33 protein-coding genes, 1 tRNA gene and 1 pseudogene are annotated in these 25759 nt (G+C 60.6%); 16 read left to right on the plus strand and 19 right to left on the minus strand.

From position 1 onward, the window contains the following. The first annotated feature begins 46 nt into the window (after positions 1-46). A complete protein-coding gene (locus OZ411_RS35055) occupies positions 47-244 on the plus strand; it encodes a hypothetical protein (RefSeq protein ID WP_282531592.1) in 198 nt (65 codons plus the stop codon). Between the two features lie 57 nt (positions 245-301). Here the strand turns inward: OZ411_RS35055 and OZ411_RS35060 are convergent, their stop codons facing one another. Together OZ411_RS35060 and OZ411_RS35065 are read right to left on the minus strand one after the other, a co-directional pair. After that, complete coding sequence (locus OZ411_RS35060) at positions 302-676, minus strand: hypothetical protein (RefSeq protein WP_282531593.1); 375 nt, start codon at positions 674-676, stop codon at positions 302-304. A gap of 408 nt (positions 677-1084) precedes the next feature. Then, positions 1085-1273 (minus strand): hypothetical protein, encoded by a 189-nt coding sequence (locus OZ411_RS35065; RefSeq protein ID WP_130583996.1) that lies wholly within the window; start codon positions 1271-1273, stop codon positions 1085-1087. Between the two features lie 360 nt (positions 1274-1633). Between OZ411_RS35065 and OZ411_RS35070 the strand changes: the two genes are divergently transcribed. Then, positions 1634-1798, plus strand: a complete 165-nt coding sequence (locus tag OZ411_RS35070) for a hypothetical protein (RefSeq protein WP_165421548.1) — start codon at positions 1634-1636, stop codon at positions 1796-1798. Between the two features lie 53 nt (positions 1799-1851). On the opposite strand, the gene OZ411_RS35075 is transcribed toward OZ411_RS35070, so the two are convergent. Then, positions 1852-2064 carry a hypothetical protein gene (locus OZ411_RS35075; protein ID WP_282531594.1) on the minus strand — a complete coding sequence of 71 codons (213 nt, stop codon included), beginning with the start codon at positions 2062-2064 and terminating at the stop codon, positions 1852-1854. A gap of 553 nt (positions 2065-2617) precedes the next feature. Further along, the gene (locus tag OZ411_RS35080) at positions 2618-2827 is read right to left on the minus strand and encodes a hypothetical protein (RefSeq protein ID WP_130583994.1); all 210 of its coding nucleotides are present in this window, start codon (positions 2825-2827) and stop codon (positions 2618-2620) included. A gap of 205 nt (positions 2828-3032) precedes the next feature. Here OZ411_RS35080 and OZ411_RS35085 point away from each other — a divergent pair, with 205 nt between their 5' ends. Together OZ411_RS35085 and OZ411_RS35090 are read left to right on the plus strand one after the other, a co-directional pair. Then, positions 3033-3485 carry a VOC family protein gene (locus tag OZ411_RS35085; protein WP_130583993.1) on the plus strand — a complete coding sequence of 151 codons (453 nt, stop codon included), beginning with the start codon at positions 3033-3035 and terminating at the stop codon, positions 3483-3485. Positions 3486-3848: 363 nt separating this feature from the next. Beyond that, positions 3849-4505, plus strand: a complete 657-nt coding sequence (locus tag OZ411_RS35090) for a glutathione S-transferase (RefSeq protein ID WP_282531595.1) — start codon at positions 3849-3851, stop codon at positions 4503-4505. A gap of 129 nt (positions 4506-4634) precedes the next feature. On the opposite strand, the gene OZ411_RS35095 is transcribed toward OZ411_RS35090, so the two are convergent. Both OZ411_RS35095 and OZ411_RS35100 read right to left on the minus strand, forming a co-directional pair. Next, on the minus strand, positions 4635-4880 hold the full coding sequence (locus OZ411_RS35095; RefSeq protein WP_282531596.1) for a porin: 246 nt from the start codon (positions 4878-4880) through the stop codon (positions 4635-4637). Between the two features lie 35 nt (positions 4881-4915). Next, the gene (locus OZ411_RS35100; protein ID WP_130580598.1) at positions 4916-5173 is read right to left on the minus strand and encodes a PilZ domain-containing protein; all 258 of its coding nucleotides are present in this window, start codon (positions 5171-5173) and stop codon (positions 4916-4918) included. Positions 5174-5399: 226 nt separating this feature from the next. Here OZ411_RS35100 and OZ411_RS35105 point away from each other — a divergent pair. The 6 genes and pseudogenes from OZ411_RS35105 (at position 5400) to OZ411_RS35130 (ending at position 8067) form a co-directional block, all read left to right on the plus strand. Continuing rightward, positions 5400-5474 (plus strand) — tRNA-Glu (locus OZ411_RS35105). A 287-nt stretch (positions 5475-5761) separates the two neighbouring features. Then, a pseudogene (locus tag OZ411_RS35110) lies at positions 5762-6180 on the plus strand (hypothetical protein). 9 nt (positions 6181-6189) lie between these two features. Next, positions 6190-6852 carry an SOS response-associated peptidase family protein gene (locus tag OZ411_RS35115; RefSeq protein ID WP_130580599.1) on the plus strand — a complete coding sequence of 221 codons (663 nt, stop codon included), beginning with the start codon at positions 6190-6192 and terminating at the stop codon, positions 6850-6852. Continuing rightward, positions 6849-7073: a hypothetical protein gene (locus OZ411_RS35120; RefSeq protein WP_349017066.1), complete on the plus strand. Its 225-nt coding sequence runs from the start codon at positions 6849-6851 to the stop codon at positions 7071-7073. Before OZ411_RS35115 ends, OZ411_RS35120 begins: the two co-directional genes overlap by 4 nt. Positions 7074-7284: 211 nt before the next feature. Then, positions 7285-7575, plus strand: a complete 291-nt coding sequence (locus tag OZ411_RS35125) for a hypothetical protein (protein ID WP_130580601.1) — start codon at positions 7285-7287, stop codon at positions 7573-7575. Between the two features lie 282 nt (positions 7576-7857). After that, entirely contained in the window at positions 7858-8067 is a 210-nt protein-coding gene (locus tag OZ411_RS35130) for a hypothetical protein (protein ID WP_282531597.1), read from the plus strand. Positions 8068-8502: 435 nt separating this feature from the next. Here OZ411_RS35130 and OZ411_RS35135 read toward each other — a convergent pair whose 3' ends face one another. From OZ411_RS35135 to OZ411_RS35145, 3 genes are all read right to left on the minus strand, one after another. Further along, positions 8503-8664, minus strand: a complete 162-nt coding sequence (locus tag OZ411_RS35135) for a DUF3606 domain-containing protein (RefSeq protein ID WP_282531612.1) — start codon at positions 8662-8664, stop codon at positions 8503-8505. A gap of 532 nt (positions 8665-9196) precedes the next feature. Further along, positions 9197-9925: a Crp/Fnr family transcriptional regulator gene (locus OZ411_RS35140; protein WP_282531598.1), complete on the minus strand. Its 729-nt coding sequence runs from the start codon at positions 9923-9925 to the stop codon at positions 9197-9199. Between the two features lie 310 nt (positions 9926-10235). Next, positions 10236-10499, minus strand: coding sequence for a hypothetical protein (locus tag OZ411_RS35145; RefSeq protein ID WP_282531599.1), 264 nt, complete (start codon positions 10497-10499; stop codon positions 10236-10238). A gap of 731 nt (positions 10500-11230) precedes the next feature. On the opposite strand from OZ411_RS35145, the gene OZ411_RS35150 reads away from it, so the two are divergent. The 3 genes from OZ411_RS35150 to OZ411_RS35160 all read left to right on the plus strand — a co-directional run bounded on the left by OZ411_RS35150 (position 11231) and on the right by OZ411_RS35160 (position 12306). Next, the gene (locus OZ411_RS35150) at positions 11231-11521 is read left to right on the plus strand and encodes a hypothetical protein (protein ID WP_282531600.1); all 291 of its coding nucleotides are present in this window, start codon (positions 11231-11233) and stop codon (positions 11519-11521) included. A gap of 101 nt (positions 11522-11622) precedes the next feature. Next, positions 11623-11856: a hypothetical protein gene (locus OZ411_RS35155; RefSeq protein ID WP_130580607.1), complete on the plus strand. Its 234-nt coding sequence runs from the start codon at positions 11623-11625 to the stop codon at positions 11854-11856. A gap of 198 nt (positions 11857-12054) precedes the next feature. Continuing rightward, complete coding sequence (locus OZ411_RS35160) at positions 12055-12306, plus strand: low affinity iron permease family protein (RefSeq protein WP_282531601.1); 252 nt, start codon at positions 12055-12057, stop codon at positions 12304-12306. A gap of 75 nt (positions 12307-12381) precedes the next feature. Here OZ411_RS35160 and OZ411_RS35165 read toward each other — a convergent pair whose 3' ends face one another. From OZ411_RS35165 to OZ411_RS35205, 9 genes are all read right to left on the minus strand, one after another. After that, complete coding sequence (locus OZ411_RS35165; protein WP_282531602.1) at positions 12382-13569, minus strand: 6-phosphofructokinase; 1188 nt, start codon at positions 13567-13569, stop codon at positions 12382-12384. Positions 13570-13607: 38 nt separating this feature from the next. Next, positions 13608-14798 (minus strand): fructose-1,6-bisphosphatase, encoded by a 1191-nt coding sequence (locus OZ411_RS35170; protein WP_282531603.1) that lies wholly within the window; start codon positions 14796-14798, stop codon positions 13608-13610. Between the two features lie 702 nt (positions 14799-15500). Next, the gene (locus OZ411_RS35175; protein WP_130580611.1) at positions 15501-15767 is read right to left on the minus strand and encodes a tRNA 5-methylaminomethyl-2-thiouridine synthase; all 267 of its coding nucleotides are present in this window, start codon (positions 15765-15767) and stop codon (positions 15501-15503) included. A gap of 42 nt (positions 15768-15809) precedes the next feature. Further along, complete coding sequence (locus OZ411_RS35180; protein WP_282531604.1) at positions 15810-16520, minus strand: Crp/Fnr family transcriptional regulator; 711 nt, start codon at positions 16518-16520, stop codon at positions 15810-15812. A 206-nt stretch (positions 16521-16726) separates the two neighbouring features. Beyond that, entirely contained in the window at positions 16727-16894 is a 168-nt protein-coding gene (locus OZ411_RS35185; RefSeq protein WP_155255580.1) for a hypothetical protein, read from the minus strand. A 330-nt stretch (positions 16895-17224) separates the two neighbouring features. Beyond that, positions 17225-17563 carry a hypothetical protein gene (locus tag OZ411_RS35190; protein ID WP_282531605.1) on the minus strand — a complete coding sequence of 113 codons (339 nt, stop codon included), beginning with the start codon at positions 17561-17563 and terminating at the stop codon, positions 17225-17227. 172 nt (positions 17564-17735) lie between these two features. Continuing rightward, entirely contained in the window at positions 17736-18509 is a 774-nt protein-coding gene (locus OZ411_RS35195; protein ID WP_282531606.1) for a class I SAM-dependent methyltransferase, read from the minus strand. A gap of 246 nt (positions 18510-18755) precedes the next feature. Then, complete coding sequence (locus tag OZ411_RS35200) at positions 18756-21254, minus strand: arylsulfatase (protein WP_282531607.1); 2499 nt, start codon at positions 21252-21254, stop codon at positions 18756-18758. 421 nt (positions 21255-21675) lie between these two features. Next, on the minus strand, positions 21676-22035 hold the full coding sequence (locus OZ411_RS35205) for a hypothetical protein (protein ID WP_282531608.1): 360 nt from the start codon (positions 22033-22035) through the stop codon (positions 21676-21678). A 140-nt stretch (positions 22036-22175) separates the two neighbouring features. Here OZ411_RS35205 and OZ411_RS35210 point away from each other — a divergent pair, with 140 nt between their 5' ends. Together OZ411_RS35210 and OZ411_RS35215 are read left to right on the plus strand one after the other, a co-directional pair. Continuing rightward, a complete protein-coding gene (locus OZ411_RS35210; protein WP_282531609.1) occupies positions 22176-22610 on the plus strand; it encodes a VOC family protein in 435 nt (144 codons plus the stop codon). A gap of 30 nt (positions 22611-22640) precedes the next feature. Continuing rightward, a complete protein-coding gene (locus OZ411_RS35215; protein ID WP_282531610.1) occupies positions 22641-23330 on the plus strand; it encodes a DUF4336 domain-containing protein in 690 nt (229 codons plus the stop codon). 395 nt (positions 23331-23725) lie between these two features. On the opposite strand, the gene OZ411_RS35220 is transcribed toward OZ411_RS35215, so the two are convergent. Next, positions 23726-24046, minus strand: coding sequence for a hypothetical protein (locus tag OZ411_RS35220; protein WP_349017067.1), 321 nt, complete (start codon positions 24044-24046; stop codon positions 23726-23728). A gap of 191 nt (positions 24047-24237) precedes the next feature. On the opposite strand from OZ411_RS35220, the gene OZ411_RS35225 reads away from it, so the two are divergent. Beyond that, complete coding sequence (locus OZ411_RS35225) at positions 24238-25470, plus strand: Zn-dependent hydrolase (RefSeq protein WP_282531611.1); 1233 nt, start codon at positions 24238-24240, stop codon at positions 25468-25470. Positions 25471-25759: the final 289 nt, after the last annotated feature.

A 25759-nucleotide genomic window follows, 5' to 3' on the forward strand; every position in this document is an offset into this window, starting at 1 on the left:
GGGAGGCGAATTCGGCCGGATGACATTACGATTACAGGGATGGGCCATGATCGAAGCCATGACCGAAGACGCCATGACCGAGAAGGAAGAGCGGCTCGCACGTGAACGCGAAGAGATCGCCGCTCGCATCGCCAACTTCAAGGCGACCCAGCAAAAGTTCGAACGCGAGCGTCAGGAGTATTACGCCAACACGCTCGGCAGCGCTTGGCACGGCTACCAGCGGGAGCCAGTTGAGACCGATTAGGTATTCGCACCATCGGCCGAGTCAAAAAGCCCGGGGCGCGTCGCCCCGGGCTTTCTGTTACCAATAAGAGCCCCAGTAGGCGCGCCGATAATAGGGGCCGCCCCCGTAGGCGTAAGGATCACCGCCGTAGTAGCGTCGATACCCGTAGCCGCCATAATAGGCCGGGTAGCCGCCGTAGTAGCCCGGGCCGTAAGCGTAGCCCGGGTAGCCGCCGTAATAGCCGCCGTAGCCGTAGCCCGGACCGTAGTAGTAGGGACTCGACGCTGCAGCGGCGCCCGCAATCAGCGCGCCCGCGGCCAACCCGAATGCCAGGCCCGGACCCGCGCCCCGCCAGCCCCAACCGCCGCCGCGCCAGTACGCCTCCGCCGGCGTGCTCATCGCGGTCGCGCCGACAGTGGCGACCATAGCCAAAACTGCGAGTGTCTTTTTCATCCTCGCCTCCTCACGGATTCATCCGCGGCTCCAACGCAGAAATTCCCGATTGGTTGCATCGGGAACCCGCAGGCATGTTGCCACAAAGGGCCGCCTTTGCAGCGCTTGGACGGGGCCCCTCTCCCTTCGAGCTATGCAACCCGGCCGGGCCACCCATGGATTGGGCGCAGGAACAAACCACGACCTCCGCGCGTATGAAGGGGTATGGCCATGCCGGTCTGGCTGGAAATTCTGATCAACATCATCGGCTATGGCGGGTTCATCGCCATCGCGATGTATCATCGCTCCTCCAGCGAGAAAATGCCGGGACAGGATCCGCGCTAGGATTCTTGTTTTGACGCGTTTCGTCGCGCGAACCGGTGCCTACCCTCGGATCAAGTCTGAGGGTATGCTTTGCTCGAAAACGCTCTAATTCGCCTTGTGCGGTTCGCCCGCGGTGCGCACCAGGCGGTCGGCCTTCACCAGCACGCGTCCATTGTCCACCTGCGGCCGCAGCGAAAAGCTGATGGCGACGAAGGCAAGACAAAACAATAGCCCCACCACCATCACGCGCCGGTGAGTTCGCCTGTCTGCATTGTGAAACGAAGGGATCATCATGGCTCGGGTTCCGCAACTGATCCCTATGCGCAACCTCCGGTGATCGCAACGCGATCCTGCCCTTAACCTAACTGAATAGCGTTATCGGCTGCCTCGAAAGGGATCGTTAGGAGACGGCGCCGCGCAGGCACCATCTGTATACCTCTCGTCCCCAGGTTATCCGCAGCAAATCCACAGGCCGCCGGATCGGCCTTTACCAAGCGATTTCGTGATCTTGCTGCGCAGCGATCCACATCCGCCCCCACCCTGCTCGCGATCGGAGCTCCCGGACGTTCGGACAACCGAATTCATCCGCATTAACCGCACCTCTTTAGAAAGCGTAAATGCGGACATGAGAATTTTGGGCAGGAGGTTGCCGTCATGGTCATCTACCCCGTCCCCGCCGCGGTGACGCAGGCGAAGGTTCAACTCGTCATCGACGAGACTGCCAAAGCGCCGCCGCACCAGATCAATGCCGACGTGCAGAACGTCATCGACGCCCAGGCCCAGGCCGAACGCGAGGCGCTGCTGGACCGCAAGGCGTGACACCGAGCGCCGCCGCGTTCTCCTGGCGTGAATGCCGAATGGCGCGCTCGCGCTCAGTCGTTGGATTTCGGCCCGCCATGATAGCGGTGGGCGTCGGCATCGCTCATTTGCGGTGCCACCTGCTGATCGAACGCGTTGAACGCATCGTACGCCCGCTGATCGACCGCCGTTTCCTGCCGCGCGATTGAGGCGCCTGAACGCGCGAACGCCTGTCCGGAAGCTGCGGCCAGTGCCACGACCGCCGTGGCCAGAATGATGCTTCTCATGAATTTACTCCTCGCTGAATGCGTCGCCTCGATCCCGACATGCGCTCGGCGGCATAGGAATGCGATGCAGGCTCAAACGCTTGTGTAAAAAGGTGAGATCAGAACATCAGGCCATTGCGGCATGCCGCGCGCGGCCTTGACCACCCGTGACAGCGCTTCGCGGGAACGCTTTTGATCGTCACGAATTGAATGAGCATCAGGAAGTGCCGGTAGGAACACTCCCCCTGCCGCCTACCGGCTAAGAAGCCCCGCGATGCCCCCGTCGCGGGGTTTTCTTTTGAACCTATTTGCACGCCGACAGACATAGTGGAACTGGGGATTTCAGGGCCCAGTATTTCGCGGCAGCGTCGCCTGGAGAACATACTCCTCTAGGCGGCGCTGTTGCTTTTTGAAAATTCAACCTTAAGTTAACGATTGAAGCTGGCGGCTCGCGCCCTGAATCCCCAGACCGTCAGCCCGAAAGCCCCGTGCCCCCACGCGCGGGGTTTTCTTTTTCTGACCAGCCACGCGACAAACGCGATGCGTTTGCGCGGAGGTAATTCACCGGCGCCGCTCACGACAGCGTGGCAACGATCGTCTGCACTTGGTCAGACGCTGACGCGACGAGGCCATCGAAGGACGTTTGGCCGTGGGCTGCCGCCTTCAGAATACGTTCGGCCACCGCCGCCTTGACGCCGAACACGGATTGATCGGCGGGAATTTTCGACATGACCGCCTCCAACGCGGCCCGCATGGTCTCGATGAGTTCAGGACTGTATGGCATCGCGTCCTCCCGCGCGGCAACATAATCGGAGCGCTGTTGCCTGCCACTCACAAGCCCGAGACTCACGACCATGTGTCGTTGCGAGGTTTTGATGACGTCGGCCGAGGTCGTGAGAGGGCTGCCCCCTCATACAATTTGCTGCTATTTTCTGCCCCGTCGTGCCGGAACGGGCGGAAATTCTCACAAGTCTGAGAGGGACAAGAAAATGCGTTATCTCCACACCATGCTGCGCGTGCGCAATCTCGACACCGCGATGAAATTCTACCAGGACGCGCTGGGGCTGAAGGAAGTGCGCCGGATCGACAACGAGAAGGGTCGCTTCACGCTGGTGTTCCTGTGCGCGCCCGAGGATGTCGACCAGTTGAAGAAGCTACCGAGCACGCGCGGCGCGCCGCTGGTCGAGCTCACCTACAACTGGGACGAGGAGAAATACGGCGAGGACCGCCATTTCGGCCATCTCGCCTATGAGGTCGACGACATCTACGCGACCTGCGATCGGCTGATGAAGCTCGGCATCACCATCAACCGCCCGCCGCGCGACGGCAACATGGCGTTCGTGCGCTCGCCGGATCTGCACTCGATCGAGCTGTTGCAGAAGGGCGATCCGAAGCCGCCGGCCGAGCCGTGGCTGTCGATGCCGAACACCGGCCACTGGTAGGCCTCGCACAGCGCGCACAGCATGAGCGCCGCGATCCATAACGGAACGAGCCGATGGATCGCGCGTTTCCTCACCGATACGAAATGGAGGAGGAAACGATGGCAAGAGGACTCTTGCTGTGGCTGCTTGGCGTGCCAATCCCGGTGATCATCCTGTTGTGGCTGTTCTTCGGACATTAGAGCTTGACGCGTTTTCTTTACGCGAACCGGTATCCACTTCGCTCGAAAACGCTCTGATCACACGCAACCTACGCAGCCCGTGACAACAAAATCAGGTGCCGCTCAGCGGGCCTGATTTTTGTTTGAAGCGGGATGATCGGGATCGCGGTTTCTGCTATTCCGCCGTCAACGCAAGCAGCAAGGGATGGGAGAGAGACGCGTGGCGGAAAAATATCAACTCACGGTTTGGGGCCGGGCCAACTCGGTCAACGTGAAGAAAGTGCTGTGGTGCCTCAGCGAGCTCGAGCTGCCCTATCACCGCATCGATGCTGGCATGCAGTTCGGCAGGAACGACCAGCCCGACTATCTCGCAATGAACCCCAACGGCCGCGTGCCGACGCTGGTCGACGGCAGCTACACGCTGTGGGAATCCAATTCGATCATGCGCTATCTCTGCCTCGCCTATGGTGAGGGCTCACCGATCTATCCGGCCGCGCCACGCCAGCGCGCCGGCGTCGACCGCTGGCTGGACTGGACGCTGTCGACGCTGCAGCCGGTCGACCGTCCGGTGTTCTGGGCGCTGGTGCGCACGCCGCCGGAGAAGCGCGACATGGCCGCAATCCAGAAGGACGCCGATGCCGAAGCTGAGGTGTGGCGGATCGCCGATGCGCAGTTGGCGAGTCGGCGCTTCATCGAAGGCGACGGGTTCACCATCGCCGACATCGCGATCGGCGCCTTTGCGCGGCGCTGGTTCGGCGTCGAGGGCATCACCAAGCCGAGCCTGTCCAATCTCGAGCGCTGGTTTGCCGAGATTTCCACGCGCCCGGGCTTCGTCCAATTCCTGGCGCCGCCGATGTCGTGAAGCTATAGAGCGTTTTCGAGCGAAGCATGCCCTCGGACTTGATCCGAGGGTGGGCACCGGTTCGCGTGAAGAAAACGCGTCAAACAAAGAATCTAGAGCTTCGTTTTCGATTCAATCAGAACCGAAGTTCTAACGTCCGCCGATCGAGACGCCGCCGCCAATGTCGATGGCGCCGCCGATCTTGATGCAGGTGTCGGAGCCTTCGATCTTGACGAAGCCCGCACCGTACTCTGCGCACGCATTGGGCCGCGCGACTCTCTTCAGCGGGAGCGACTTTGCTGAAGCCGTTGCTTTGCCGGATTTGGTTCGATGAGGCTGCTCCGCGCGCGCGATTGCCGGCAGCAGCGCGAGGATGAGGACCAGCGTCTTTCGCATCCGGCCTTCTATCGCGCGAAGGCGGGAACTGCTAGCTAGCTCACGAACTTGACGCCCAGGGTCCTGCCGCGACGCCACACCACCTCGCAAGGCCGTCCAGTGCGCGTGTCGCGCGACAACGCCAGACGCAATTTTCCAGGCAGCGTGTTGGGATCGTCGATCGTGATTTTGGCGCCGGTGGACGACATGTCCTGCACCACGCAGGGCCGCGCGGCGAATCCGCCCTCCAGCGTGATCCAGCCGGGCTGATGCATCGATTTGCGCGCGTCGCGCTTCTTGCTGCTGAACGCCATGCGGGACGCCTACGGCATCAGGCTTTACAAAGCGTTGCGAGACCCCCGCGGTTTTTCGGGTATCGGGCCCCGCGCGAAGCCGTCGGGGGATCGCTGCAAAAAGCGCCATCCTGCGGCTTGCCCCCCCACCCAATCACCACTATACGTTCGCTCCGTCGCCGCCAGTAACCGTCGGCGGCCGATCTGGCATATCCCGCGGCTAACGCATTGATTTGCCGATTGTTTTGCTCCCTTCGTCTATCGGTCAGGACGCCACCCTTTCACGGTGGAGAGAGCGGTTCGATTCCGCTAGGGAGCGCCATAGCGCTCCGACGCAAAAAATAGCGCCGCTAAATCAATCGCTTAGAAGATACCCAGAAAATGTGTTGGACAGTTTGTTGGACAGTCTAATGGGGCTTTGTTCTTCAGCTGTTCACCGGCCTAGTGTGGGCTCAATGACTGCCGCCGGCTTCATTTGCCAGCCGCTTTCCGGGAGCCAGCGCCGGCACAATGCGCAAGAGCGGCGCACCGGTCCTTAGTCGTTTCCGAGCGACGCACCGCAAGCCCTAGCAGCTTGCCGCGGTGTCCCACACGACGCGTTTTCAGGTCATGGGCACCAAGTCACGCGAGAGTATCTTTGGCGCGTCCGTAGGCGCCGCTGCCGAGCAGGCGGCTGAAGCTCGGAAGGCCGCCGATCGGCTCGCCTGCCAAGCCTGGAACAAGCGCATGCTAGCGTTTCAGGGACCGGCGCAGCCCTCGCCCGCGCTCGGCGACGCGCTCAATGCCGGCTACACCTATCTTGAGGTGAAGTGCCTCGGCTGCGAAACGCACTAGACTAGACGGTCGCGCTCGACATCGTGCGCCGGCCGAAGTCGACGCCGATCCACGAGCTCGAGCGCTATATGCGCTGCAAGCTGTGCTCGGAGCAGCGCGGCTGTTCCTATAAGCGCAGCCACCTCGTCGCCCTGCGGCCCACGAAGATTTCCGCGCAAGATCCGCCATCGACGTGGTGGCCGGGCGAACGCTAAGGACCCCTGATGTGCAATCTCTATTCGATCTCGACCAACCAGGAAGCGATCCGTGCGCTGTTCCGCGTCGTCAACCGCTATGTCGGCAACCTGCCGCCGATGCCCGGTGTGTTTCCTGACTATCCGGCGCCAGTGGTGCGCAACGCTGCGGAGGGCCGCGAAATGGTGCTGATGCGCTGGGGCATGCCGCCACCGCCGCGCAACGGTGGCCCGCCTGTGACGAATATCCGCAACACCAGTTCGCCGCACTGGCGCGGCTGGCTGAAGCCGGAGAACCGTTGCCTGGTCCCCTTCAACAGCTTCGCTGAATACGCGCCGGAGCCGAACGCCGCGACGAATAAGAAGGACGTGGTCTGGTTCGCGCTGAACGAAGACAGACCACTCACGGCCTTTGCCGGCATCTGGACCGAGTTCAAGGGCGACCGCGGCACCAAGTCGAAGCCGGTCCCCGGCCCTCACCTTGTCTACGGTTTCCTGACCACCGAGCCGAACGTTGTCGTCGCGCCGATCCATCCGAAGGCAATGCCGGTCATCTTGACGACGGACGAGGAGCGCGACGTTTGGCTGCGCGCGCCCTGGGACGAAGCGAAGGCGCTGCAACGGCCACTGTCCGACGATGCCTTGAAGATCGTCATGCGCGGCCCCGACAAGGAAGATAAGTTAGCCGCATGAAATACGCCGAAAGCCGCCCCTACGCCGACACGGAAAAGGCCGCCCGCCGCATCATGGAGCTGGCGCACGCCGTGGAGCCCGTCCAGGACGGGCGCATCTACGTCGAAAAAATCAACTACCCGTTCATCTTCCAAGACAACGGCTCGCCGGCCGAGGCGCTGGACGAGAACTGGCGATCGAGCGCGGCTGGCTTTGGATGCACGAGAGCGGCACCTAGGTGAAGATCACGCCGGAAAGCGCCGAGCTGTTTGCTTGACTAGCATCAATTCATCAATTCGCTGATGTGGCTGGCCGGTGACATGGCCACCGACGTGCTTCACCGCGCATTAGAGGAATGAAGCAGTCGCTAGAGCGTACTTCTGGGATGGGCGAAGATTCCGCAAGCGGGGTGATAAATCTCGTAACACCGGAAAATTTCGTGGGAGACCATCCATGGCTGACGAACCGCTCACGGTAGACCCAGGCAATATTCCAGAAGCGCTTTGCATAGGAAAAATCAATCTGGCGTCGGGGCCTGGGCCGCTCATGACACTCACATTTACAAACGTTCGCCCAAAGGCGGGTCCGCTATTCGATTCGGATCGGATTGAGCATGAAAACGTCGTTCGTGCTCGCATTGTGATGACGTTGGACAATTTGATTGCATTGCGCGATCTATTGAACAGTTCGATACGGCAAACGCCAGCTCCTTGCGCCAGCAGCAGGGCCGCCAAGGTCCATTAGCGGCGCGCTCGGTATGCTGCCTTGCGAAGCGGCGACGATTTCAGCGTCGGCAACGAATTTTCGAAGCGAAAGCAAATCCGACATCTTTTGTGCCAGCACATCGGTATCTGACGCGAGTTGCTCGCAAAGCTCTTTGGCACTGCGTGTTGAAGCGCGCATACCAGCCGCCCTCCTTCTTTGGAAAGGAAGTAACCTGATATGACCGTGAAAGTTCGGTAATTAATTTTTTAATATATCATTTAATTTCACATTAAATGTCGATCGGCAATAGAGGAGAAGGCAATGAAGGTCGGTTTTGGCATAGCCGCCGCGATTTTGGCCCTCGCTCTGACGACAATCACCCCGCCTGCGCAAGCCTGCAATGACAGGGGAAATTGCGAGAACGCGCCCGGTCAGAACAAAAACGTCAGCGGAGCCCCCGGGCCGATCGCTGGTGCAGGTCTTCCGATCCTTGCCATTGGCTACCCATTGGCTACGGCGTCTACTGGCTGATCAGGCGCCGCAGGAAGCAGAGCTGACATTTTCCCTTGATGCCAGGGCATGCTCAAATAGGAGGGAACGCCGGTCTCTCCGCACGCAAGATCACTGCAGCAGCAGGCACGTCGGCGTTTCTTGACGATCGATAATGCGTAAACGCTTGGCTAGTCGCCAGCAACACCGCGGCAAAGACAACAACCAAGACAAGTTGAAGCATATCTTCCATCGCCATCGCACCGGATTCGCCTGGCGATAGAACGAAATCAGCAATGCCTCCGTTCCCGCATGTCGGGAAAAAGATGCAATCGAGTTCGACTTGGGACGCTCGTGCCTCGTGTAAGAAGGGTCTCAGCAAAGTGGAAGCTGAGGCCCAGAGGTCGACGGCTGGCTGGGCCGTTCGAATTGGCGCGGTTAGGACGCGCTCGTAAGGCACTGTACGCCGGGCCGTTCCTATCTCTTGCGCGCGAGCCGCTTCTCCACCCGCTTGCGGCTGTTGCCAACCTTCTTCACTGCCTTCTTCACGGCGGCGGCCGATTTACGGGTCTTCTTGGATTCGTAGTTGACTTCGTGCCGCTGTCGGCCGGCGATCCATCGCAAGGCGATGCCGGTGATCCTGACGACGGACGAGGAGCGCGACGTCTGGCTGCGCGCGCCAAGGGATGTGGCCAAGGCGCTCCAACGGCCGCTGCCTGACGACGCCCTGAAGATCATCATGCGCGGCCCCGATAAGGAAGACAGGCTGGCCGCATGAAGTACGTCGACGAGCCCCTACGCCGACCCGGAGGAAGCGAACTGGCGCATGCTATCGAGCCGGTGCAGGAGCACCTACATGAAGATCACGCCTGAAGGCGCCGAGCTGTTTGCCTAATCGGCATAGGAACGAAAGCCCCGCTGGGGGCGTTCACGCGTTCATCATGCCGCGCTACTTCTTTCATATTTCGAACGGCCATCCCTTCCGAGACCCGAAAGGTGAGGAACTGCGGGATGACAACGCTGCTTGGGAGCAGGCGCTAAGAACCGTGCGTGATATCGAGTCGTCGCTCGACCTTGATGGATCGCCCGAGTGGTCGATTGAGGTCAAAAGGGGCCATAGTTCAATCTTTCGAATCGATGTGTCCGCTAGAAGGATTGAATCCAATCAGCCCTAGAGGCCCGGGCGTTGATGCAGGTAGGTGCCATCGAACCCCGCCAAAGCCTCCAGCTTTTCGGGTTGGAGAAGGCGAAAGTTCGCTCGATCGACTGTCAGAAGCCCATCCCCCCGAAGCTCCTGCAGCACTCGGTTGACATGCACCGTCGACAAGCCGAGGCAGTCGCTAAGCACTGACTGCGTGACCGGTAGTTCAAATCCACCATCCTTGGCTCGGCCTACGGCTTCGAGCCTTCGGTAAAGCTCGATAAAAAGGTGCGTCATCCGGGCAGTTGCCGATCTGCGCCCGACATTGACGATCCATTCCCGGAAAATGGCCGCATCAATCAACGTTTCCCGCCAAAGAGCCGCTGCCACCTTCGGACGCTCCTTGCTCATTTGCCACATCGCGTCATGCGAGATGAATCCAAGGGTGCACGGCGTTAGCGCCACCAAGTCATGGTCCATGATCCCGAGGTGGAGGCTTTGCAGGTCGGGAATTTCGCCTGGGATGTGCAACGAAAGAATCTGCCGCTGCCCGTCGAAGGTCGTCTTCGAACGAAAGCCAAAACCCTCGGCGAGGAGGCAGCATTCTGTCGGACGAGCACCATCGGCCACGATCACCTCGAGCGCGCGGAGACTTTTGCTTCGGATTGGCAAATGCTGGATTGCCTGGATGTCGTCTCCATCCAAGGAGTTCGACATCGTCAATTTTGTGATGAGAGCAGTCGTCAAAATTCCCGTCATCGGCATCTCCAGACACGCCGGAACGGGCAGTTAAATACTGCTCCGGCCGAAACAGCGGGAGCGCTACACTCTCAGTCACCAGCGCCCTACGATCGTTGCCGGTGATGCAAGTTAACGCGGGCTAATAAATTGGTTCCCAGAATAAACAACTTAGTGCTCGCAAGGCCTGGAACGGGGAGCCTCCGGGATAGCCCGGGGTCGGTGCCGCTCCGCAGCAACGTGGTCGAGCGGGCGCCTCATTCGAAACGCCTCCTGTTCATAATGACAAGGCAGCTACCACAATGATGGCATTCACTAGATGCGAATAGCTTCACCGACTACGATCCGGCGGACCACGCACGCCAATGCCGGACGCGATCGCACTCGCTATGGCGTCCTGAAATTCGTTCGGCCCAACGGCCAGCCATCCCTTTTCTTTTGGGAAACCTATTAGTAGCCGCTGGATGGCACGTTCCGCATTGGACACCTTTTCTCGAAGTGCAAGCAGCTCTGCTCTCTTCTGTTCCAGCCTATCAACGGAGATGAGCAAGGATTGAAAATTATTCATCGACCCGGTTTTGTTGAAAACAACCATATGCGCCTCCCTTCTGGGAATAAATAGCATCTCGCACTTTGAGGAGTGATTCCTTTACCTGTGTTAGATGAACGCGAGACTCCCTGCCCGTCGTTCGCCGGCGCATCGAAGTGCGGGAAAGCTCGGCAGCTTTTAGGAACGATCAGGCTTGGCCGAGGTCAACTCGCACCGAGGGGGCAAAGGCTTCTGGCTGAATGCATAGCCCCGAGGAGGGTTAGTTTACCTGCCTACCCGATGGCGCATCCATGACCATTCACCGAATACATCTGATGACCAGCCTAAAGGAGCCGCTGAATGCAACGAGGGGCGTTGTGGGTGCCAAAAACTCGGGCCTATATTGCGAAAACGAAGACTGCAGAGAATTTATTTCATTGGCGGTCGGTACTGCCCCACGAGGAGACAAGATCGAGGTCGTTGCTGAGCCACCCGGAAGTCAGCAGCTTTTCGTCTGTCCGGCGTGCTCGCATAGGCAGTGGCGTTTTCTGCACGAACTCGTCTATGTCCGCTTGACGAGAGTGCGCAGGCGCAAGCGTCCGCGGAACCAAGTCAGTTAGCAAACGTCTAAATGACGGACGAGGAGCGCGACGTCTGGCTGCGCGCGCCCTGGGACGAAGCAAATCGCTCAAGCGTACTTCAGCTTTAGCTCGTGATGCGCGAAGATTCCGCAAGCTGTGGTGGAGGACTTTCGTCAACGACCACTAGGACCGGAAGATTTTTTTGGGAGACCATCCATGACCGAGGAGCCACTCACGGTAGACCCAGGCAATATTCCAGAAGCGCTTTGCATAGGAAAAATCAACCTCTCGTCGGGGCCTGGGTCACTCATGACACTCACATTTACAAACGTTCGGCCAAAGGCAGGTCCGCTATTCGATTCGAATAAGATTGAGCATGAAAGCATCGTTCGCGCTCGCATTGTTACGACGTTGGACAATTTGATTGCATTGCGGGATCTATTGAACAGTTCGATACAGCAAACGCCAGCTCCTTCCGCCAGCAGCGGGGCCGTCAAGGTCCATTGATGTGTTGTTGGCAGGACGGATTTTCGGAACATCAAGGATGGAGGCGAGTTTAAATACGGCCGTAATCTAGGCGGAGGCCCGAGACAAAGAAGGGCCGAACCATGACAACGTTCCGAACCGATCAAGTTGACGACAATAGGGTGAACATCAAGCGCGCCCCGAACATGCTGGCTGGGTCGATCGCCCGGGTCGACGATCACTGGCACGTCGAGATCGTGTGGGGCGGCCCTGGCGGCGCCATCACCTACGAGGCACCATCACTGCCCCGCGCGTTGGCGTTCATGGACGGGGTCGACGCGGCATTCGAGCGGGTGATAATGCTCGGTGAGCGCTAAAGCCGCAGGCCGACAGAGCATATGGCAGCCAAGGCGCCAGAAGTGCCGGCTCACAGCGCGTTATTCGCGGCGGAGAGTTGAGGTGGAACGCGCAACTTCCAGCCAAGTTCTCCAGGATGGCCTTTAAGAAGATTCGAGCGTGGCTGACGCAGCTCGGCGTGCTAACCGCGCGCCCCCGCGGCGTTTGCGCTTTTCGCCATGTACGGCATCGCCTGGATTGCCTTAGGCAACGGTTTGGAGTGGCACTCCCTAGCCACGCTCGCGACCTGGGGCATGACGTTGGTAATTCAGCGCGCCGAACACCGAGACACCGAGGCCATTCACGCCAAATTGGACGAGCTTCTTAAAGCAAGCCGCCGGGCGAGCAATGAGCTAATGGACATCGACGACAAGGATGCGGAGGAAGTCGAGCGGGAACGCGAGGAGGTTCGCGCTGAGAAGTCGGGATAGCTCAATCTGCGGGAGCCCAACACGGCGCGTCGAAACCCTGGATACCGTGTTCTCGCGCATTCTCTGCCTGCCATCCTAAAACGCGCGGTTGAGAAAGATCGGCAGCCCCCGCTTGTTGGAATAGAGAGGACGGTAGCGCTCCGTGTTGTATGTGCTGGCGACGTCCAGCTTGCGCGGTCCGAGCCTGGCGTCAGGGATGGGCACGAGGTCATAGCGGCCCTCGACCAGCGCCGACATGAGGCCGGTCTTGCCTTCCAGGATGGCATCGTAGGCCATGTTTCCAAAAGTCAGGGCGACCAGCTTGTCGATGAAGTCGGGATCGCCCGATCGCAGGTCGTAGGTGAGATCAGAGACGATGGTCTCCTCGCCGGCGCGCCGCTTGATCTCGTCGGCAAGCGCTTCGGCCACGCTTGCCTTCTTGCGGTGACCGTAGGCATCCGGTTCGCCGTATTCCTGCGCTTTGTAGCCCTCCCATTCGGCGCCTTCGCTCAACACGATCAGCGCATAGTTGCTCGGGTTGCCGCGCTTGTCCTCGAGCAGCAACTGGATCAGCTTGTCGAGATTGACCTTGTACTCCGGTATCGCGCATCGGATCGAGGTCGCGTATGCGGTATAGAGTGCTGTAAAGCCGGCATCGCGGCCAAAGATGCGGAAAATGCCAACGCGCTCGTGCGAGCCGACTGTGGTGCGCTGCCGCTGGATCGCATCGCTGGCGCGGGTGATCGCCGTCGAGAAGCCGATGCAGTACTCGGTGTTGCGGACGTCGTTGTCCATCGTCTTCGGGATGGCGATGATCTTGACGCCGAGTCCGTTCAGCTTGTCCGCATAGCTGAGCGTGTCATCGCCGCCGATGGCGATCAAATGTTCGATGCCGAGCCCCGACAGGTTCGCCAAGACCTGGTCGGTGAGCTCCCAGGTCTTGGTTGCGATCCCGCCCCTGGTGCTCTCCGAGACCGGAACGTCGCTGCCGACAAGATGATCGGGCAGCTTTTTCATCTTGGAGGGATTGGTGCGGCTCGAGTGCAGCACGGTGCCGCCGCGTCGGTCGATGATGCGCGTGTTTTCACGGTTGAGCGGAATGAGGTAGTGCGATTTGCTGGCGGGGTCGTCGAGGTTCAGGTGCGTGAGGGCCTCCCAACCGCGGCGGAGACCGACGACCTCGATGTCGTCCTCGCTGCCGCGATAGGTCACAGTCTTGATGATTGCGTTGAGGCCGGGAACGTCGCCACCGCCCGTGAGAACGCCGATGCGCTTTTTCGCCACGCTCGCCTCCTTCCACTGCTGCCGGCCTGCAGCGTTCCCTACTCGGCCGCTTCCGGCTTACGCTCCTCGCGCAGCCGAAAACGCTTCAGCAATGCGGACACGGTATCGCGGAAGCCGCCATACTCCAACTCGGAATAGGGCAGCATCGCAGCGCCGGACCAGCCTTGGCTGCGCATCTCGATTGCCTTGCGTTGTGCGCTCCGGCGTACCTCGTCCCACGCCGGATTGTCAAAGAAATCGGTGTAGGACTCTGAAAAGCGGCCCTCCTTGTCGATCGAAAAGCCGGCGCAGGAAACGATCGGCAGGCAGTACATGCCAGTCACCGGTGTATTAAGCGGCACGGGCATGAGCGGCATCACATGCGAGCCGCGCGCATCGCCACCCACGAAGTGTGCCTTGGCGAAGGGAGAGACGATTTCCTCAGGCGCCGGGAAAATTCCCTGGTTCCTGATGATCGCGACCGGATCATCCTTGCCGGTGTACTTGCCTGCGATCGCGTGAAGACGCTGCGCCGACACGGCGGCGGCGACCTCGCCATGTGTTTGAGAAACGATGCGATCAATGCCAAAGCGCTCGTTGTCGCGCAGCAGCGCGGCAATGTGGTAGTTGTCCGCGGGCGCGTTGAGTTCGATCACGCTGTCGCCGGCTGTGTTGTCCATGTCGATGATATGGAAACGGAATCCCTTGATCATCTGGGGCAGCATCAGCCCCGCGCAATACATTGGATCAGCAAAGGCAAGGTAGAGCGGCAGGTTGTAGGCGCCGGGGCCGCATTTGTCGGCGGCGAACACCATGAATGACTCCGCGGGTCTCGGACCCGAGAGGCTGTGGTCGAAGCTGAGCTCGGCGACGCCCGGGCCGGCACCGCGAATGTTTCCGGAAGGCGCGTCTGCGAGAAGATCCTGGCCGGCGCCGTAGAGACCGGACGTCTTCGCAACCGAAGTGGCGGCGAGAAACGCCTTCCAGGCGAGTTGATGGATCTCAGGGCTCCCCTCGCCCCGTGTGTGCGTCATGATGATCGCGATGTCGTCGCCGGTGTGGCAGATGAAGGCATCGATCAAAACGCCATTGCAGATCGCCTTGGCGACCTCGCCCTCGACCGTTGCGATCATGCGTGAAGACGGTTTCGTATGCCCGCCTACGGAACCAATGTCAGCCTTGATGACCGAAAGAGTAAGTCTCATGAGCATCCCTCCCAACAGCACAGCACAGCTCAGCGCCTCGGCCACGACGCCTGCTGCGCCGGGGCGACGGCGCTGCTCATCCGCGGGAACGAACGTCTGATGTTGCGATTGGGTTCCAGCCGGAGGTTTATTAGCGTCCGCACTGAGTGAGCGACCCGCCCTTTGGTGCAGACAAGTTTGCCAAGGCGGAAATAAGCGGTGCATGGAGGCATGCCCCCTCCGCAGCGATCTCACACGTCGCCATCTCGCAAGCTCAGCGCACCAAGGCTTCGCTGGCGAACCGCCGCGTCGTCCTGGAGATCAATGAGCCTTTCGTCTGCCGCGAGAGGGGGCGTGCCGTTCGACCGAGGCGCGGACCTCGCGTGTGCGGCGCGTTGCTGCCAACTCCGCATCCGCGACACGTTTGCGAAGCGCAAACAGGGCCGTCACTTCGCGCTGAAGATCGAACAGGCTGGTTGTGTTGAGATAAAAATGTGCCTCCGACATAAGAGGCCCGCATGGTCGTCGCATTGGCTACGCCTCCGCTGCGAAATGCTCCTGCTTTTCCCATGAGGCAGGGCCATTTGCAAATAACCCATGTGATTCCAGATTTCCGGAGATCGCATCCTTTAAGCGCGTATCGTACGGCGCGCAGAACGCCCGGTGTGTGCACTTTTGAACACAAGCGATACGGGAGTGAGTTGGCTTGCCGCGATCGAGGGGCACGCTCAACTCGGTTCTTGCGGCGGTTGCACCCGACCTCTAGCGCTAGAGCGTTTTCGAGCGCGTCATTGTTGTGGCGGGACCGCTGCCACGCCGGATCCGCAAGTCTTCAGTCGCGAGGCTGATACGGAAAATCGTCGTGCCGTCTTCGACGACGTCCAGCGACCAGCTTTCACCCGGTTGCAGCGATCCCTCGATATCGCGCACCAGTCGCAGGGCTTCCGCCCAGGCGGTTTCAGCATCCGGCAGTTCCATGCCCTCCCGGTCATGGAAAGGCCTGAGCCCGGCAATGTGAAACTGATAGATATGCATTTTGCGCCAACGCGAGGCAGCTCCCTCTCGTTCCGCAAAGCTTCATTGCTGATGCAGATAGGTATCGTTGAACCCTCCGATCTCCACGAGCTTCTCGATGTCGCTCAGCTTCACCATGTTCTTCTGAATGTCGAGCACGCCCTCGGCACGAAAGGACTGGAGCACCCGGTTGACATGTACCGCGCTTAGCCCCAGCGCCTCCGCCAGCCTCGACTGGGTGATCGGAAATTCGAACTCGTCATCCGCGGCCAGCCCCATTGCGGTCAGCCGCTGGCGGAGTTCGGCAATGAGATGGGCCATGCGTCCCGCGGCCGTCCGCGTGCCCAGGCTCACGATCCACTCCCTGAAGACAGCCGCGTCCACCAGCGTTTCACGCCAGAGCGCCTGCGCGATCGATGGCCGCACTTCGACGAGCTGATGGATGGAACGATGCTCGATGAAGCCGATCCGAGCGCGCGACAGCGTCACCAGATCGTGGTCCATTCGGTCAAGGAAAAGACCCTGCAGGTCCGGCATGTCGCCTGCGGGGTGGAACGACAGGATCTGTCGCTTGCCGTTCTCCGCCACCTTGGCGCGATAGGCAAAGCCACTCAGGATCACGCAGCAATGCGTCGCGTGTTCGCCTTCGCGAACGACGACCGTTTCTTCCGGAAATTCCTTGACCTGAACACGCAAGGAGCGGAGCGCGGAAACATCATCGTCGCTCAATTTGGAATTGACCCGCAGCCTGCGGATCATCATTTCGCTGGGCATTTGTCCAAACCAAAGGCAGGTGCAATTGCAATAACGCGCGAGAGCTGTCGCCCTTTTGCCGCTCAGCGGTAAGACGAAAACCCTACCCCTCCTCGCCGGGGTTAGCTAGTCATTGTTCCCGACCTGCAGGGATTCGGTTGCGCTGCCGCGAATCCGCGCGCTATACTTGCCGTTTCAAGGGCTGAGGCTGCGAGGCGAGCGATCACCTAATGATCGGCCGATTCCTCGTTGCGGACAGGCTGGTGCTCGACGGCCAGTGTTCGGTAATGCGCAGCCATCTCGCGGTAATGCGCCCGCGAGATCGGATCCTTCGCCTCCTCGGCGCGCCGCTCGAACATTTCCGCTCGCTTCCGAAGTTCCATAGCGTCGGCCATCGATCCTCCGCCATTCGCCTCATTGGACCTGATCGAAATATGGTCGCGACGTGCGGCCAATACCAGAGAGACAAGGATTACAGTCGGTTCACAATTAGCGCGATTTGCTTGCCTGAGGCTGCGGCGTGCCGCCGCGACCTGCGCCCGGAACGGCTCGGTCCGAGCGATCTGAAGCCGCCGTAAGCAGCACCTGTCCATAATTCTCGTAGAGGGGAACGCCGGGCTGGTAGAGCCGCCCGGCAGGCGCTGCCGGCGGCGGCGCACCACCGGACGGCGATGCAGGCGGATTGATGAGACTTGAACGCAGATACCGGTCGCCATCCGTCGGCATTAGCGACTGGCGACGCGCGATCCGTCAGGCCGCTCTGCGGTCTCCTGCGGCTTGATGCAGCCTTTGCAGATCACGAGCTTGCTGGCGAGCTTGCGATCGGCATCTTCGTCAGAAACCTGCTCCCGCTCATCCGCGGATGGCTCGGTCGCCTGAGCCACCTTCGCTGAGTGTCTGGGCGTTCGCCGCGGCGCGTTCGGATCCTCTCCCGCCCCGTCCCAGGCAAACGTTCTCGGCCCGGTCGAAGCCGTATTCGTCACGCCATATTGCGCGCAGGCACCAAGCGCGAGCGGAAGAAGCAGGATGACGATCCGGCAGGCCGGGTTCCGAACATGACGCATGGCGATACTCTGATACAACTGATGCTGTGAGCTAAGTGCAGAATGGCTAACAAATCGTTTTAGCTAGATGCCCATTGATCAGAGCGAAAAGATGGCCGAAGCGGCGATGGAGATCGCGAGAAGGAAGAATGCGTAAGTCAGTGGGGAGCAGCTTTTGAGTCCCCTGCTCTTCCTACCGACGGCGCACGATCTCCGCAGTCGAAACAACGAACTCGGTCAGCACACCGTCCCGGCTCATCGGCATCAAGCGCACCTCGACATCGCGCAGCATCGGCTCGACCTTCTCGCCCAAGACGGCCGGCGAGGAAGACGAGAAGGTCAACATGCGTTGCGCCAGGTCAGCCACGCTGGTTTCCTTCACGCTCTCGACCCGGATCATCTCAGCGGCCTGAAATGCGGTGCCTTGCAGCAGGGAGGAAAGCTCGCGATGCACGCGCCTCCCCGAACGTGACTCGGACCATAGTTCTTTGTCCGACCAGGTACGCCGCGCTGCGGTGTATTCCTCAAGCCACGCATTGCGCCCGTCGGGCGCGGAGGCGGACGCGCATATGGCGACGACGCCACCCGGCGCCACCAGCCGTTCGAACAGCGGGCCCAAGGTGCTCTCGTCCAGCCAGTGGAGCGCTCGTCCGATGGTAACGAGATCGAAGCGCCCGATGCTTTCCGGCAAGTCCTCCGCCCTGCTCTCGACCAGCGTCACCTCCCGTCCGGCCTGCTTGGCCGCCTGCCGTGCGGCCGCCAGCATGTTCGGCTCGGGATCGACGGCGACAATGCGTCCGACATAGTCCGCAAAGCCGAGCGCGAGCAGGCCGGGCCCGGTGCCGAGATCGATCAGCGCATGCTGCTTCGTGAGCGCCAGGCGCTGGGCGACCTCACGGAAGAACGTGGGCGGATAAGGCGGCCGGAATTGCTCATAGAGGTCAACTGTCGTTGCAAAACGTCCCATTCCGCACGCCCAATCATCGAGGTCATCGAAGTGTGTACAGCGAAAGTAACCCGCTGCACCGGCGCGTCACCTTAAATCTGGATCACATTTTTACGCGCACCCCGTTGTTGCCCGAAGCGTTCTGGCGTGGCCGCCTACCCTTCCGGAATGGCTGCTTTGGCCATGAGCCGACAGCGGCGATGGGTCGCTCTCAGGTTCTTCGGGAGGTGGGCATCGAGGAGCTCGATTCCGCCGCCTCTTGATCGATCAGTGAACGGCCGTCATGGCCTTGGCCAATTGCTCGTGAAGTCGGCGTTGTTCGTCGTCGCTAAGCTTCTGCGGTTCGAGCACGACGACAAATCGTTTGAGCGTTCCGGTAAAGCGGAACGGCATCTTGTCGGCATATTCCTCCAGTACCGGCGTTCCCGTGTCTTGACCGACGTCGAAGGTTTCATCGAGCGAGAACCGACAAGGCAGGGTTTGTGGAATCCGTCCCTGTGCGACCTGCTTTTCGTCTACCAGCAAGGTGGCTATCGCCCCCTTGCCGATGCCGCCACCTTCGTACTCGAATTTGACGCGGAGGATATGATTGCCAGCCGGGAGCGACTGATCGGATGCCACTTTGAACTTGTGGTCCGGCTGGTTCGAAAGCGCGTAGGCGAAGACGGGCTTGCCGTCCATCGCCAGCAGTGCCCAGCCGCCGAAACGGCCTCCGATCGTGGCCAAGACGCCGTTCGCACCACCCTGCGGGATGGCTACTTCGGCAGCGATCGTCCACGACTTGTTCTTGAAGTCCGGCGCCGATCCCTCCGGGATCCGGATCATCCCCGGAAAGTAGGTGAACTCACTCCGGCCGCGGGTCAGGCTCGGCCGAATTGCCGGATCAACCCGGGATGCGAAGCTGGAGTCGAGCGGATAGACATTGTATTTCCTTGCTTCCGCATCGAACGCATCCTGCAGCTCTTTGAGCTTCGCGGGGGACTTTGCCGCCAGATCGTTCGACTGGCTGAAGTCTTCACTGATGTTGTAAAGCTCCCATTTGAAGTCATCGGGGTTGGGCTCGTATCCGCTGGTCACCCAGGGCAGGCGAAGCGGCGTCGTGCTCGCCATCCAGCCATCCCTGTAGATGGCCCGGTTCCCCAACATCTCGAAATATTGGGTGGTGTGTTGTGTCGGCGCCGTGGCGCTGTCGAAGGTGTAGACGAGGCTAGTGCCATCCAGTGGCTTCTGCTTCACACCGTCCATGATATCCGGAGGCGTGACCTTCGCGGCCTCATAGATGGTCGGCACGATATCGATCACGTGACAGAACTGGGTTCGCAAGCCGCCCTTGTCCTTGATGCGTGCCGGCCACGATATCACCATGCCGTTGCGGGTGCCGCCGAAGTGCGATGCGATCTGCTTCGTCCATTGCATCGGGGTGTCCATCGCGTGCGCCCAACCGACCGGATAGTGGTTGTAGGTCAGCGGGCCGCCCAGCTCGTCGATCATCGAGAGCAGAAACGGGAGGCTCTCCGTCACGCCATTGGCGGCGGTAGCGACCTCGTTGGTCGTGCCCTGCAGGCTGCCCTCGGCACTCGCGCCATTATCACCCATCATGAAAACGACGAGCGTGTTATCCATCTGGCCTGATTGTTCGACAGCGTCGAGCAGACGACCGATGTTGTAGTCAGCGTGTGACAAGGCGCCCGCGTACACTTCCATCATCCGCGCATACAGGCGCTTCTGGTCCGCCGACAAGGAATCCCACGCTGGGATCTGTTCCGGGCGGGCGGTCAGCTTGGTATTGGGCGGCACAACTCCCAGCTTGATCTGCCTGGCGAGCGTCTCCTCGCGCAGCCTGTCCCACCCCTGATCGAACTGCCCCTTGTATTTCGCGATCCAGTCTTTCGGCGCGTGATGTGGTGCATGCGCAGTGCCGGTCGCGTAGTAGAGCAGCCACGGCTCGTTGGGCGCGAGCGCGTGCTGCATCCGCATCCAGGCAATCGCCTTGTCGGCGAGATCGCGATCCAGGATATAAGCAGGGTCGCCCAAATAGGGCTCGATTGGCGTCGTATTCTCGTAGAGTGCCGGGTGCCATTGGTCGCTATCACCGCCAATGAACCCATAGAAATACTCAAAGCCCAGGCCATTCGGCCACAGATCGAACGGGCCCGCCTGACTGGACATCCAGTCCGGCACATTGTGCATCTTGCCGAACCACGATGTATTGTAGCCATTCTCCCTGAGAACGGCCCCCACAGAGCCGGCGCTCTTCGGCACCAGCGAATTGTAGCCGGGATAACCGGTCGCGAACTCGGTGATGACCCCGCTCGCCACCGAATGATGGTTGCGTCCGGTGATCAGTGCTGCCCTGGTAGGAGAACACAGCGCGGTGGTGTGATAACTGTTGTAGCGAAGCCCGTTGTCCGCGAGCCGCTGGAAGTTGGGGGTCTGGATGGGCCCTCCAAACGTGCTGGTCGCGCCGAAGCCCACATCGTCAGTCAAGATCAGGAGGACGTTCGGTGCCCCCGCCGGGGCCTCGACCCCTTTTGGAAAGTCGGAGTCCGAACCCTTCACTGTGCGCTCGATCTTCCCTGAGAAGGGCGGCTCCGGCCTCGGCAGTACCGTGTCTGTCGCGGCAGATGCCGTGCGCGGGAGCGCAGTCGACGTAATCACTGATGCAGCAAGGAGTGAGGTGGAGCCGAGCAGACGGCGTCGACTGATCTCGATCCTTTTCGCGGGGGAAGAACGATTGGACTTGTTGCCTTGTTCGTCGTCGCGCATGGTTGCCTCCTACGATACCGGCATGTCTCCGAAGTTGCGGACATCCATCGTCTCTGGCGACATCTGTCTCCGTGCGATCTGTTACTTGCTGGTCATCGGGCAGTATGTTGGGTGAATGGCAACACCCGTTGGAACTCGGGCCCATTGCGGCTGCTATGCAGCCCCCGACCAACATCCCATTCGCGGCTGGGACAGCGCCACAGGTCCGCTTGGAGTCCAAAATCGCGGATGCGACACAGCTCTTCTTGATCTAAATCAATCGATTTGTGCCTTGGGTCAGCTCACACCCTAGCCTTTCTCCTCCGTGAGCAGATAGGACCGGAATGCTCCGGGAGCCTCGCCTCGTAAAGGAAGCTTCGGAACATGAGCGACCGCTGTCGGCAAAGGGATGTACGCGCACGGTCTTTGAGCAACGGGCTAATCAGCCGCAATTCCAGATCGGCCCGATCGGCGTCCGCGTCCAGCAAGGACCGAAGCTGCCGCCATTGTAGCGACCGCCGTAGAAGCCAGGCCGACCGAAATAATGCCAGTCGCCATCCCACCCGTAATAACGTGGGACTGGATCGATGTACCAATGGCGCCGGTCGCGACGCGCCATGCGCGAAGCCAAAGTTTTCTGCTTGTAAAGTGGAAGGCTGTTGTTCGGTGGCTGCTGATAGCCCGGAAGGAAACCGTAGCCGTGCCAGCGTGGCGGCGCTCGTTTATGAACCGGCGCAGCCGGCGCTACGACCGGCAGCAGTGACAGGACGACGGCAATCGACAGACACATCAGGCGCGACATGAGCACAACATAGACGTCCAGCTGCTCGGAAGCGACTCAAATCCCAGTGCATGGTTGCTCCCGACTTTCTCTCATCGATTCGATACGGTAAATCGACCCGTCATATTTTCAGGGGTTCAAATTCTGAGGACGGGTGAGCCATGGGAATACCAGCCGATAGATTGCCAACCGGCGGCTTTGCTCGCCTCGTCCCCGAGTTGGACGTGTTTGACCTGGAAACGAGCAAGACATTCTGGTGCAAGATACTTGGTTTCCAGATTGCCTATCAGCGCCCCGAAAATCGCTTCATGTACCTCGAGCTGCAAGGAGCTCAGGTCATGCTGAAGCAACAAAATGGTAACTGGGAAACTGGGGCTCTGGAACGACCGTTGGGACGCGGGATCAACTTTCAGATCTTCGTCGACTCCGTCGCACCTCTTCTCGATGCACTGAAGCATGAGAAATGGCCCCTCTTCAGAGAGTGTCATGACGCCTGGTATCGGATTGCAGGAGAGGAGCGCGGCAACAGGCAATTCCTGGTGCAGGACCCTGACGGCTACCTCCTGCGTTTCGCACAGGATTTGGGAAGCAGGTAATTCCCTCGAACGGCACCAGTCGGACCAGCCATGTTGAACGAATTCGCTCACGAGATCTGGACTGCGGATGGACCCGACGTCGCGGTAGCCGGATTTCATTATCCCACCCGGATGGCCGTCATCAGACTGTCGGACGGAGGCCTCTTCATCTGGTCGCCGATAGAACTCACCGATAGCCTGCGGGCGGAGGTCGATGCCGCAGGTCCGGTGCGGCACATCATTGCTCCCAATTCACTTCATCACCTGTTCCTTCCACACTGGAAGCGCGCCTACCCTGGCGCCAAGCTCTACGCCCCGCCGGGATTGCGCAGGAAACGCGAGGACATCGTCTTTGACGCTGATCTCGGAAGTGTGCCGAGCCCGGATTGGATCGAGGAGATCGATCAGGTCCTGATGCAGGGCAACCTGATCACGACGGAGGTGGTGTTTTTTCACATCAAGAGCGGGACCGTGCTGTTTACCGATCTGCTCCAGCAGATTCCGGCCGACCGCAACTCCGGCTGGCGGGCCATGGTGGCGAAGCTGGACCTCATGGTAGGGCCCGAGCCATCGGTGCCGCGCAAGTTTCGTGTCGCCTTCACCAACCGCCGCGCTGCGCGAAAGTCTCTGGACTACATTCTCGCATGGCCAGCTCAGAAGGTGCTGATGGCCCACGGGACACCGGTGGAAAAGGACGCGCGAGTATACCTGCGCCGTGCGTTTGGGTGGCTGACCGCGTGATTTAGAGCGTCGGAGCCGCGAAGACACTTACATGCAAATTGCAGGAAGGTTCGCGTGTTAGCTGCGCAATAGGTCGCTTCTGACGACCCCTACAACACTATTCAAAACAGAAGAAAGGTCCCGATCAGGATGCCTGCAGCAAAGGACCAAAGTCCCAAGGTGCAGGCTGAAACAACGCGGACAAGGTTACGAAGCTGCTCCTCGTGCTCCTCCTCTGCTGTCTTAGGGAGATGAGCCGTCATTGGCGCTGTCTTGCCTATGCTTTTGCTCGGCATTGGCAAGATTTACGCCCCCAAATCATGGTGAAGGCGGGGCAATTTGGGCGCTGCAGCGATGCCGATTTTGTGATCAGGCGTGGGGCCGAGCCGCAGCGGGAGCGGCGTCGAGGTCTTGCTTCAGCGGGCCAAGAAGGTCGGCTTGGGGTCATGACAACCGCCCAATAGATCGTCCGGTACATTGCCGAACGCGCGCAGCACGGTGGTCGTCGATTCCGGATAGCCGACGCGGACGAACGCGACGGCTCCGGCATGGCCCAGGACCTGCCAAAAACCTTTGGCGCGCTCGATCGCCGCCGCAGGGCTCGCGCATTTGAAAGGCTCGCCGGCGACGAGACCATCATCGGTCAGGTCGAATGGCATGGCGACAAAGAGAGTGATCTCGCCCATGGCCGTCTCCCCGATTATTTCGCTGCCCGTCTGATGGGGCTGATCGCGCATTGAAAGCAAGTTTGGCTCGTCCTGGCTTGCGCCAAATCAATATGGCTTCACCGATCCGTCATTTATGCTGTTTGGTCCGCGCAGACCAGAGGTCTGTCCCGACCGAAGGCGTACCCCCGGCAAAGCCCGCTTTCCCTGGCGCGCGGCGTATGCGAGCCTGGACGGAAGAAACCATCAACGGTGCATCCGCCATGCCCGATCCAGACCTGTCTGTCGACGGCGCCCGCGTTCTCGCCGATCTCAATGCGCTCCGCGCCATCGGCGCCTACAAGACCGGCGTGCACAAGCCGACGTTTTCGGAGCCGCATATGCGCTCGATCGAGTGGCTTGCCGCGAAGCTTCCGGAAGCCGGCCTCGCTCCCACGATCGACGGCATCGGCAACGTTCTCGGCACCAGCGCAAAACCTGGCTTGAGGCTCCTGGCCGGCTCGCATCTCGAAAGCCAGAATTTCGCCGGCTGGCTCGATGGACCGCTCGGCGTCGTCTATGCGCTCGAAGCCGCCCGCGTCATCAATCCCGACGCGAACCTTAAAGGTGCAGTCGAGGTCGCCGCCTGGTGCGACGAGGAAGGGCATTTCGGCCATTTCCTCGGCAGCCGCTCCTACGTTGGCGCCGTGACCGAAGCGGAGATCGATGCCGCGCGCGACCGCAGCAATGGCCGCCCCATGCGTGAAGCGCTGGCGAGTGTCGGGCTCGCCGGCCGCCCGCGCGTCACCGCCGAACGCGGACGGCACGTCGGATATCTCGAGGCCCATATCGAGCAAGGCCGGACGCTCGAAGACAGCGGCCTCAAGATCGGCGTCGTCACCTCCATCGTCGGCATCTGGCAATATCGCATCACGTTCACCGGCGAGCAGAACCACGCCGGCACCACACAGATGGCGATCCGCCGCGATGCTGGCCTTGCGCTCGCCAAATTCTGCGTCGCGATCGACGACAGCTTCCCTGCCCTGTGCGGACCGCGCACGGTATGGACCACCGGCCGCATCACGCTCGACCCCGGCGCGCCCAGCATCATTCCCGGCCGCGCCGAAATGCTGTTCCAGATGCGCGACGACGATCCGGGCGTGATCGAACGCCTGGAGGCGCATTTGCGCCGCATGGCCGCCGAGGTCACGGCGGAAGGCCGCTGCAGCGTCGAGGTCGAGCGCATCCGCACCGGCACGCCGGCGATGATGGACGCCGCGTTCCAGGACGCGATCGAAGCCGCCAGCGCGCGCTTTGCCGACGGCAAGTCGATCCGGATGCCAAGCGGCGCCGGCCATGACGCCCAGGTCCTCGTCACCATCATGCCATCAGGCATGCTGTTCGTGCCCTCGATCGCCGGCATCAGCCATCACTGGAGCGAGAACACCGACGACGCCGACATCGTCACCGGGGCAAAGGTGTTTGTCGATGCATGCCGGCGACTGCTCGTGCGGTGAGAGCGCGCCACGGGCTTCCCACTCTCCGTCATTCCGGGGCGCGCGCAGCGCGAACCCGGAATCCATTAGGCCGCAGGCGCAAGCGTGGAAATGGATTCCGGGCTCGATGCTTCGCATCGCCCCGGAATGACAGCGTGTATTGCGGCTCGAACTGCGACATAACAACCCGACGGGCAAATCAGCCAAAAGTCTGTCCAGACTATCAGCGAAAAATAAATCGCTTAACCCGTCGGGCAAATCAGTGATTTAACTCCGCGCGTCTCACGGCGGATGAGGGGCGGCTCGCGAT

Origin of the sequence: Bradyrhizobium sp. Arg237L, from assembly GCF_029990105.1 — a bacterium.
Lineage (GTDB): Bacteria > Pseudomonadota > Alphaproteobacteria > Rhizobiales > Xanthobacteraceae > Bradyrhizobium.

What these genes read in the sequence shown, in the direction of transcription:
- OZ411_RS35055 (WP_282531592.1), top strand. Translation starts at nt 47, where the DNA reads ATGATCGAAGCCATGACCGAAGACGCCATGACCGAGAAGGAAGAGCGG.
- OZ411_RS35060 (WP_282531593.1), bottom strand. Translation starts at nt 676, where the DNA reads ATGAAAAAGACACTCGCAGTTTTGGCTATGGTCGCCACTGTCGGCGCG.
- OZ411_RS35065 (WP_130583996.1), bottom strand. Translation starts at nt 1,273, where the DNA reads ATGATGATCCCTTCGTTTCACAATGCAGACAGGCGAACTCACCGGCGC.
- OZ411_RS35070 (WP_165421548.1), top strand. Translation starts at nt 1,634, where the DNA reads ATGGTCATCTACCCCGTCCCCGCCGCGGTGACGCAGGCGAAGGTTCAA.
- OZ411_RS35075 (WP_282531594.1), bottom strand. Translation starts at nt 2,064, where the DNA reads ATGAGAAGCATCATTCTGGCCACGGCGGTCGTGGCACTGGCCGCAGCT.
- OZ411_RS35080 (WP_130583994.1), bottom strand. Translation starts at nt 2,827, where the DNA reads ATGCCATACAGTCCTGAACTCATCGAGACCATGCGGGCCGCGTTGGAG.
- OZ411_RS35085 (WP_130583993.1), top strand. Translation starts at nt 3,033, where the DNA reads ATGCGTTATCTCCACACCATGCTGCGCGTGCGCAATCTCGACACCGCG.
- OZ411_RS35090 (WP_282531595.1), top strand. Translation starts at nt 3,849, where the DNA reads ATGGGAGAGAGACGCGTGGCGGAAAAATATCAACTCACGGTTTGGGGC.
- OZ411_RS35095 (WP_282531596.1), bottom strand. Translation starts at nt 4,880, where the DNA reads ATGCGAAAGACGCTGGTCCTCATCCTCGCGCTGCTGCCGGCAATCGCG.
- OZ411_RS35100 (WP_130580598.1), bottom strand. Translation starts at nt 5,173, where the DNA reads ATGGCGTTCAGCAGCAAGAAGCGCGACGCGCGCAAATCGATGCATCAG.
- OZ411_RS35115 (WP_130580599.1), top strand. Translation starts at nt 6,190, where the DNA reads ATGTGCAATCTCTATTCGATCTCGACCAACCAGGAAGCGATCCGTGCG.
- OZ411_RS35120 (WP_349017066.1), top strand. Translation starts at nt 6,849, where the DNA reads ATGAAATACGCCGAAAGCCGCCCCTACGCCGACACGGAAAAGGCCGCC.
- OZ411_RS35125 (WP_130580601.1), top strand. Translation starts at nt 7,285, where the DNA reads ATGGCTGACGAACCGCTCACGGTAGACCCAGGCAATATTCCAGAAGCG.
- OZ411_RS35130 (WP_282531597.1), top strand. Translation starts at nt 7,858, where the DNA reads ATGAAGGTCGGTTTTGGCATAGCCGCCGCGATTTTGGCCCTCGCTCTG.
- OZ411_RS35140 (WP_282531598.1), bottom strand. Translation starts at nt 9,925, where the DNA reads ATGACGGGAATTTTGACGACTGCTCTCATCACAAAATTGACGATGTCG.
- OZ411_RS35145 (WP_282531599.1), bottom strand. Translation starts at nt 10,499, where the DNA reads ATGGTTGTTTTCAACAAAACCGGGTCGATGAATAATTTTCAATCCTTG.
- OZ411_RS35150 (WP_282531600.1), top strand. Translation starts at nt 11,231, where the DNA reads ATGACCGAGGAGCCACTCACGGTAGACCCAGGCAATATTCCAGAAGCG.
- OZ411_RS35155 (WP_130580607.1), top strand. Translation starts at nt 11,623, where the DNA reads ATGACAACGTTCCGAACCGATCAAGTTGACGACAATAGGGTGAACATC.
- OZ411_RS35160 (WP_282531601.1), top strand. Translation starts at nt 12,055, where the DNA reads ATGTACGGCATCGCCTGGATTGCCTTAGGCAACGGTTTGGAGTGGCAC.
- OZ411_RS35175 (WP_130580611.1), bottom strand. Translation starts at nt 15,767, where the DNA reads ATGCATATCTATCAGTTTCACATTGCCGGGCTCAGGCCTTTCCATGAC.
- OZ411_RS35180 (WP_282531604.1), bottom strand. Translation starts at nt 16,520, where the DNA reads ATGCCCAGCGAAATGATGATCCGCAGGCTGCGGGTCAATTCCAAATTG.
- OZ411_RS35185 (WP_155255580.1), bottom strand. Translation starts at nt 16,894, where the DNA reads ATGGCCGACGCTATGGAACTTCGGAAGCGAGCGGAAATGTTCGAGCGG.
- OZ411_RS35190 (WP_282531605.1), bottom strand. Translation starts at nt 17,563, where the DNA reads ATGCGTCATGTTCGGAACCCGGCCTGCCGGATCGTCATCCTGCTTCTT.
- OZ411_RS35195 (WP_282531606.1), bottom strand. Translation starts at nt 18,509, where the DNA reads ATGGGACGTTTTGCAACGACAGTTGACCTCTATGAGCAATTCCGGCCG.
- OZ411_RS35200 (WP_282531607.1), bottom strand. Translation starts at nt 21,254, where the DNA reads ATGCGCGACGACGAACAAGGCAACAAGTCCAATCGTTCTTCCCCCGCG.
- OZ411_RS35205 (WP_282531608.1), bottom strand. Translation starts at nt 22,035, where the DNA reads ATGTCGCGCCTGATGTGTCTGTCGATTGCCGTCGTCCTGTCACTGCTG.
- OZ411_RS35210 (WP_282531609.1), top strand. Translation starts at nt 22,176, where the DNA reads ATGGGAATACCAGCCGATAGATTGCCAACCGGCGGCTTTGCTCGCCTC.
- OZ411_RS35215 (WP_282531610.1), top strand. Translation starts at nt 22,641, where the DNA reads ATGTTGAACGAATTCGCTCACGAGATCTGGACTGCGGATGGACCCGAC.
- OZ411_RS35220 (WP_349017067.1), bottom strand. Translation starts at nt 24,046, where the DNA reads ATGCGCGATCAGCCCCATCAGACGGGCAGCGAAATAATCGGGGAGACG.
- OZ411_RS35225 (WP_282531611.1), top strand. Translation starts at nt 24,238, where the DNA reads ATGCCCGATCCAGACCTGTCTGTCGACGGCGCCCGCGTTCTCGCCGAT.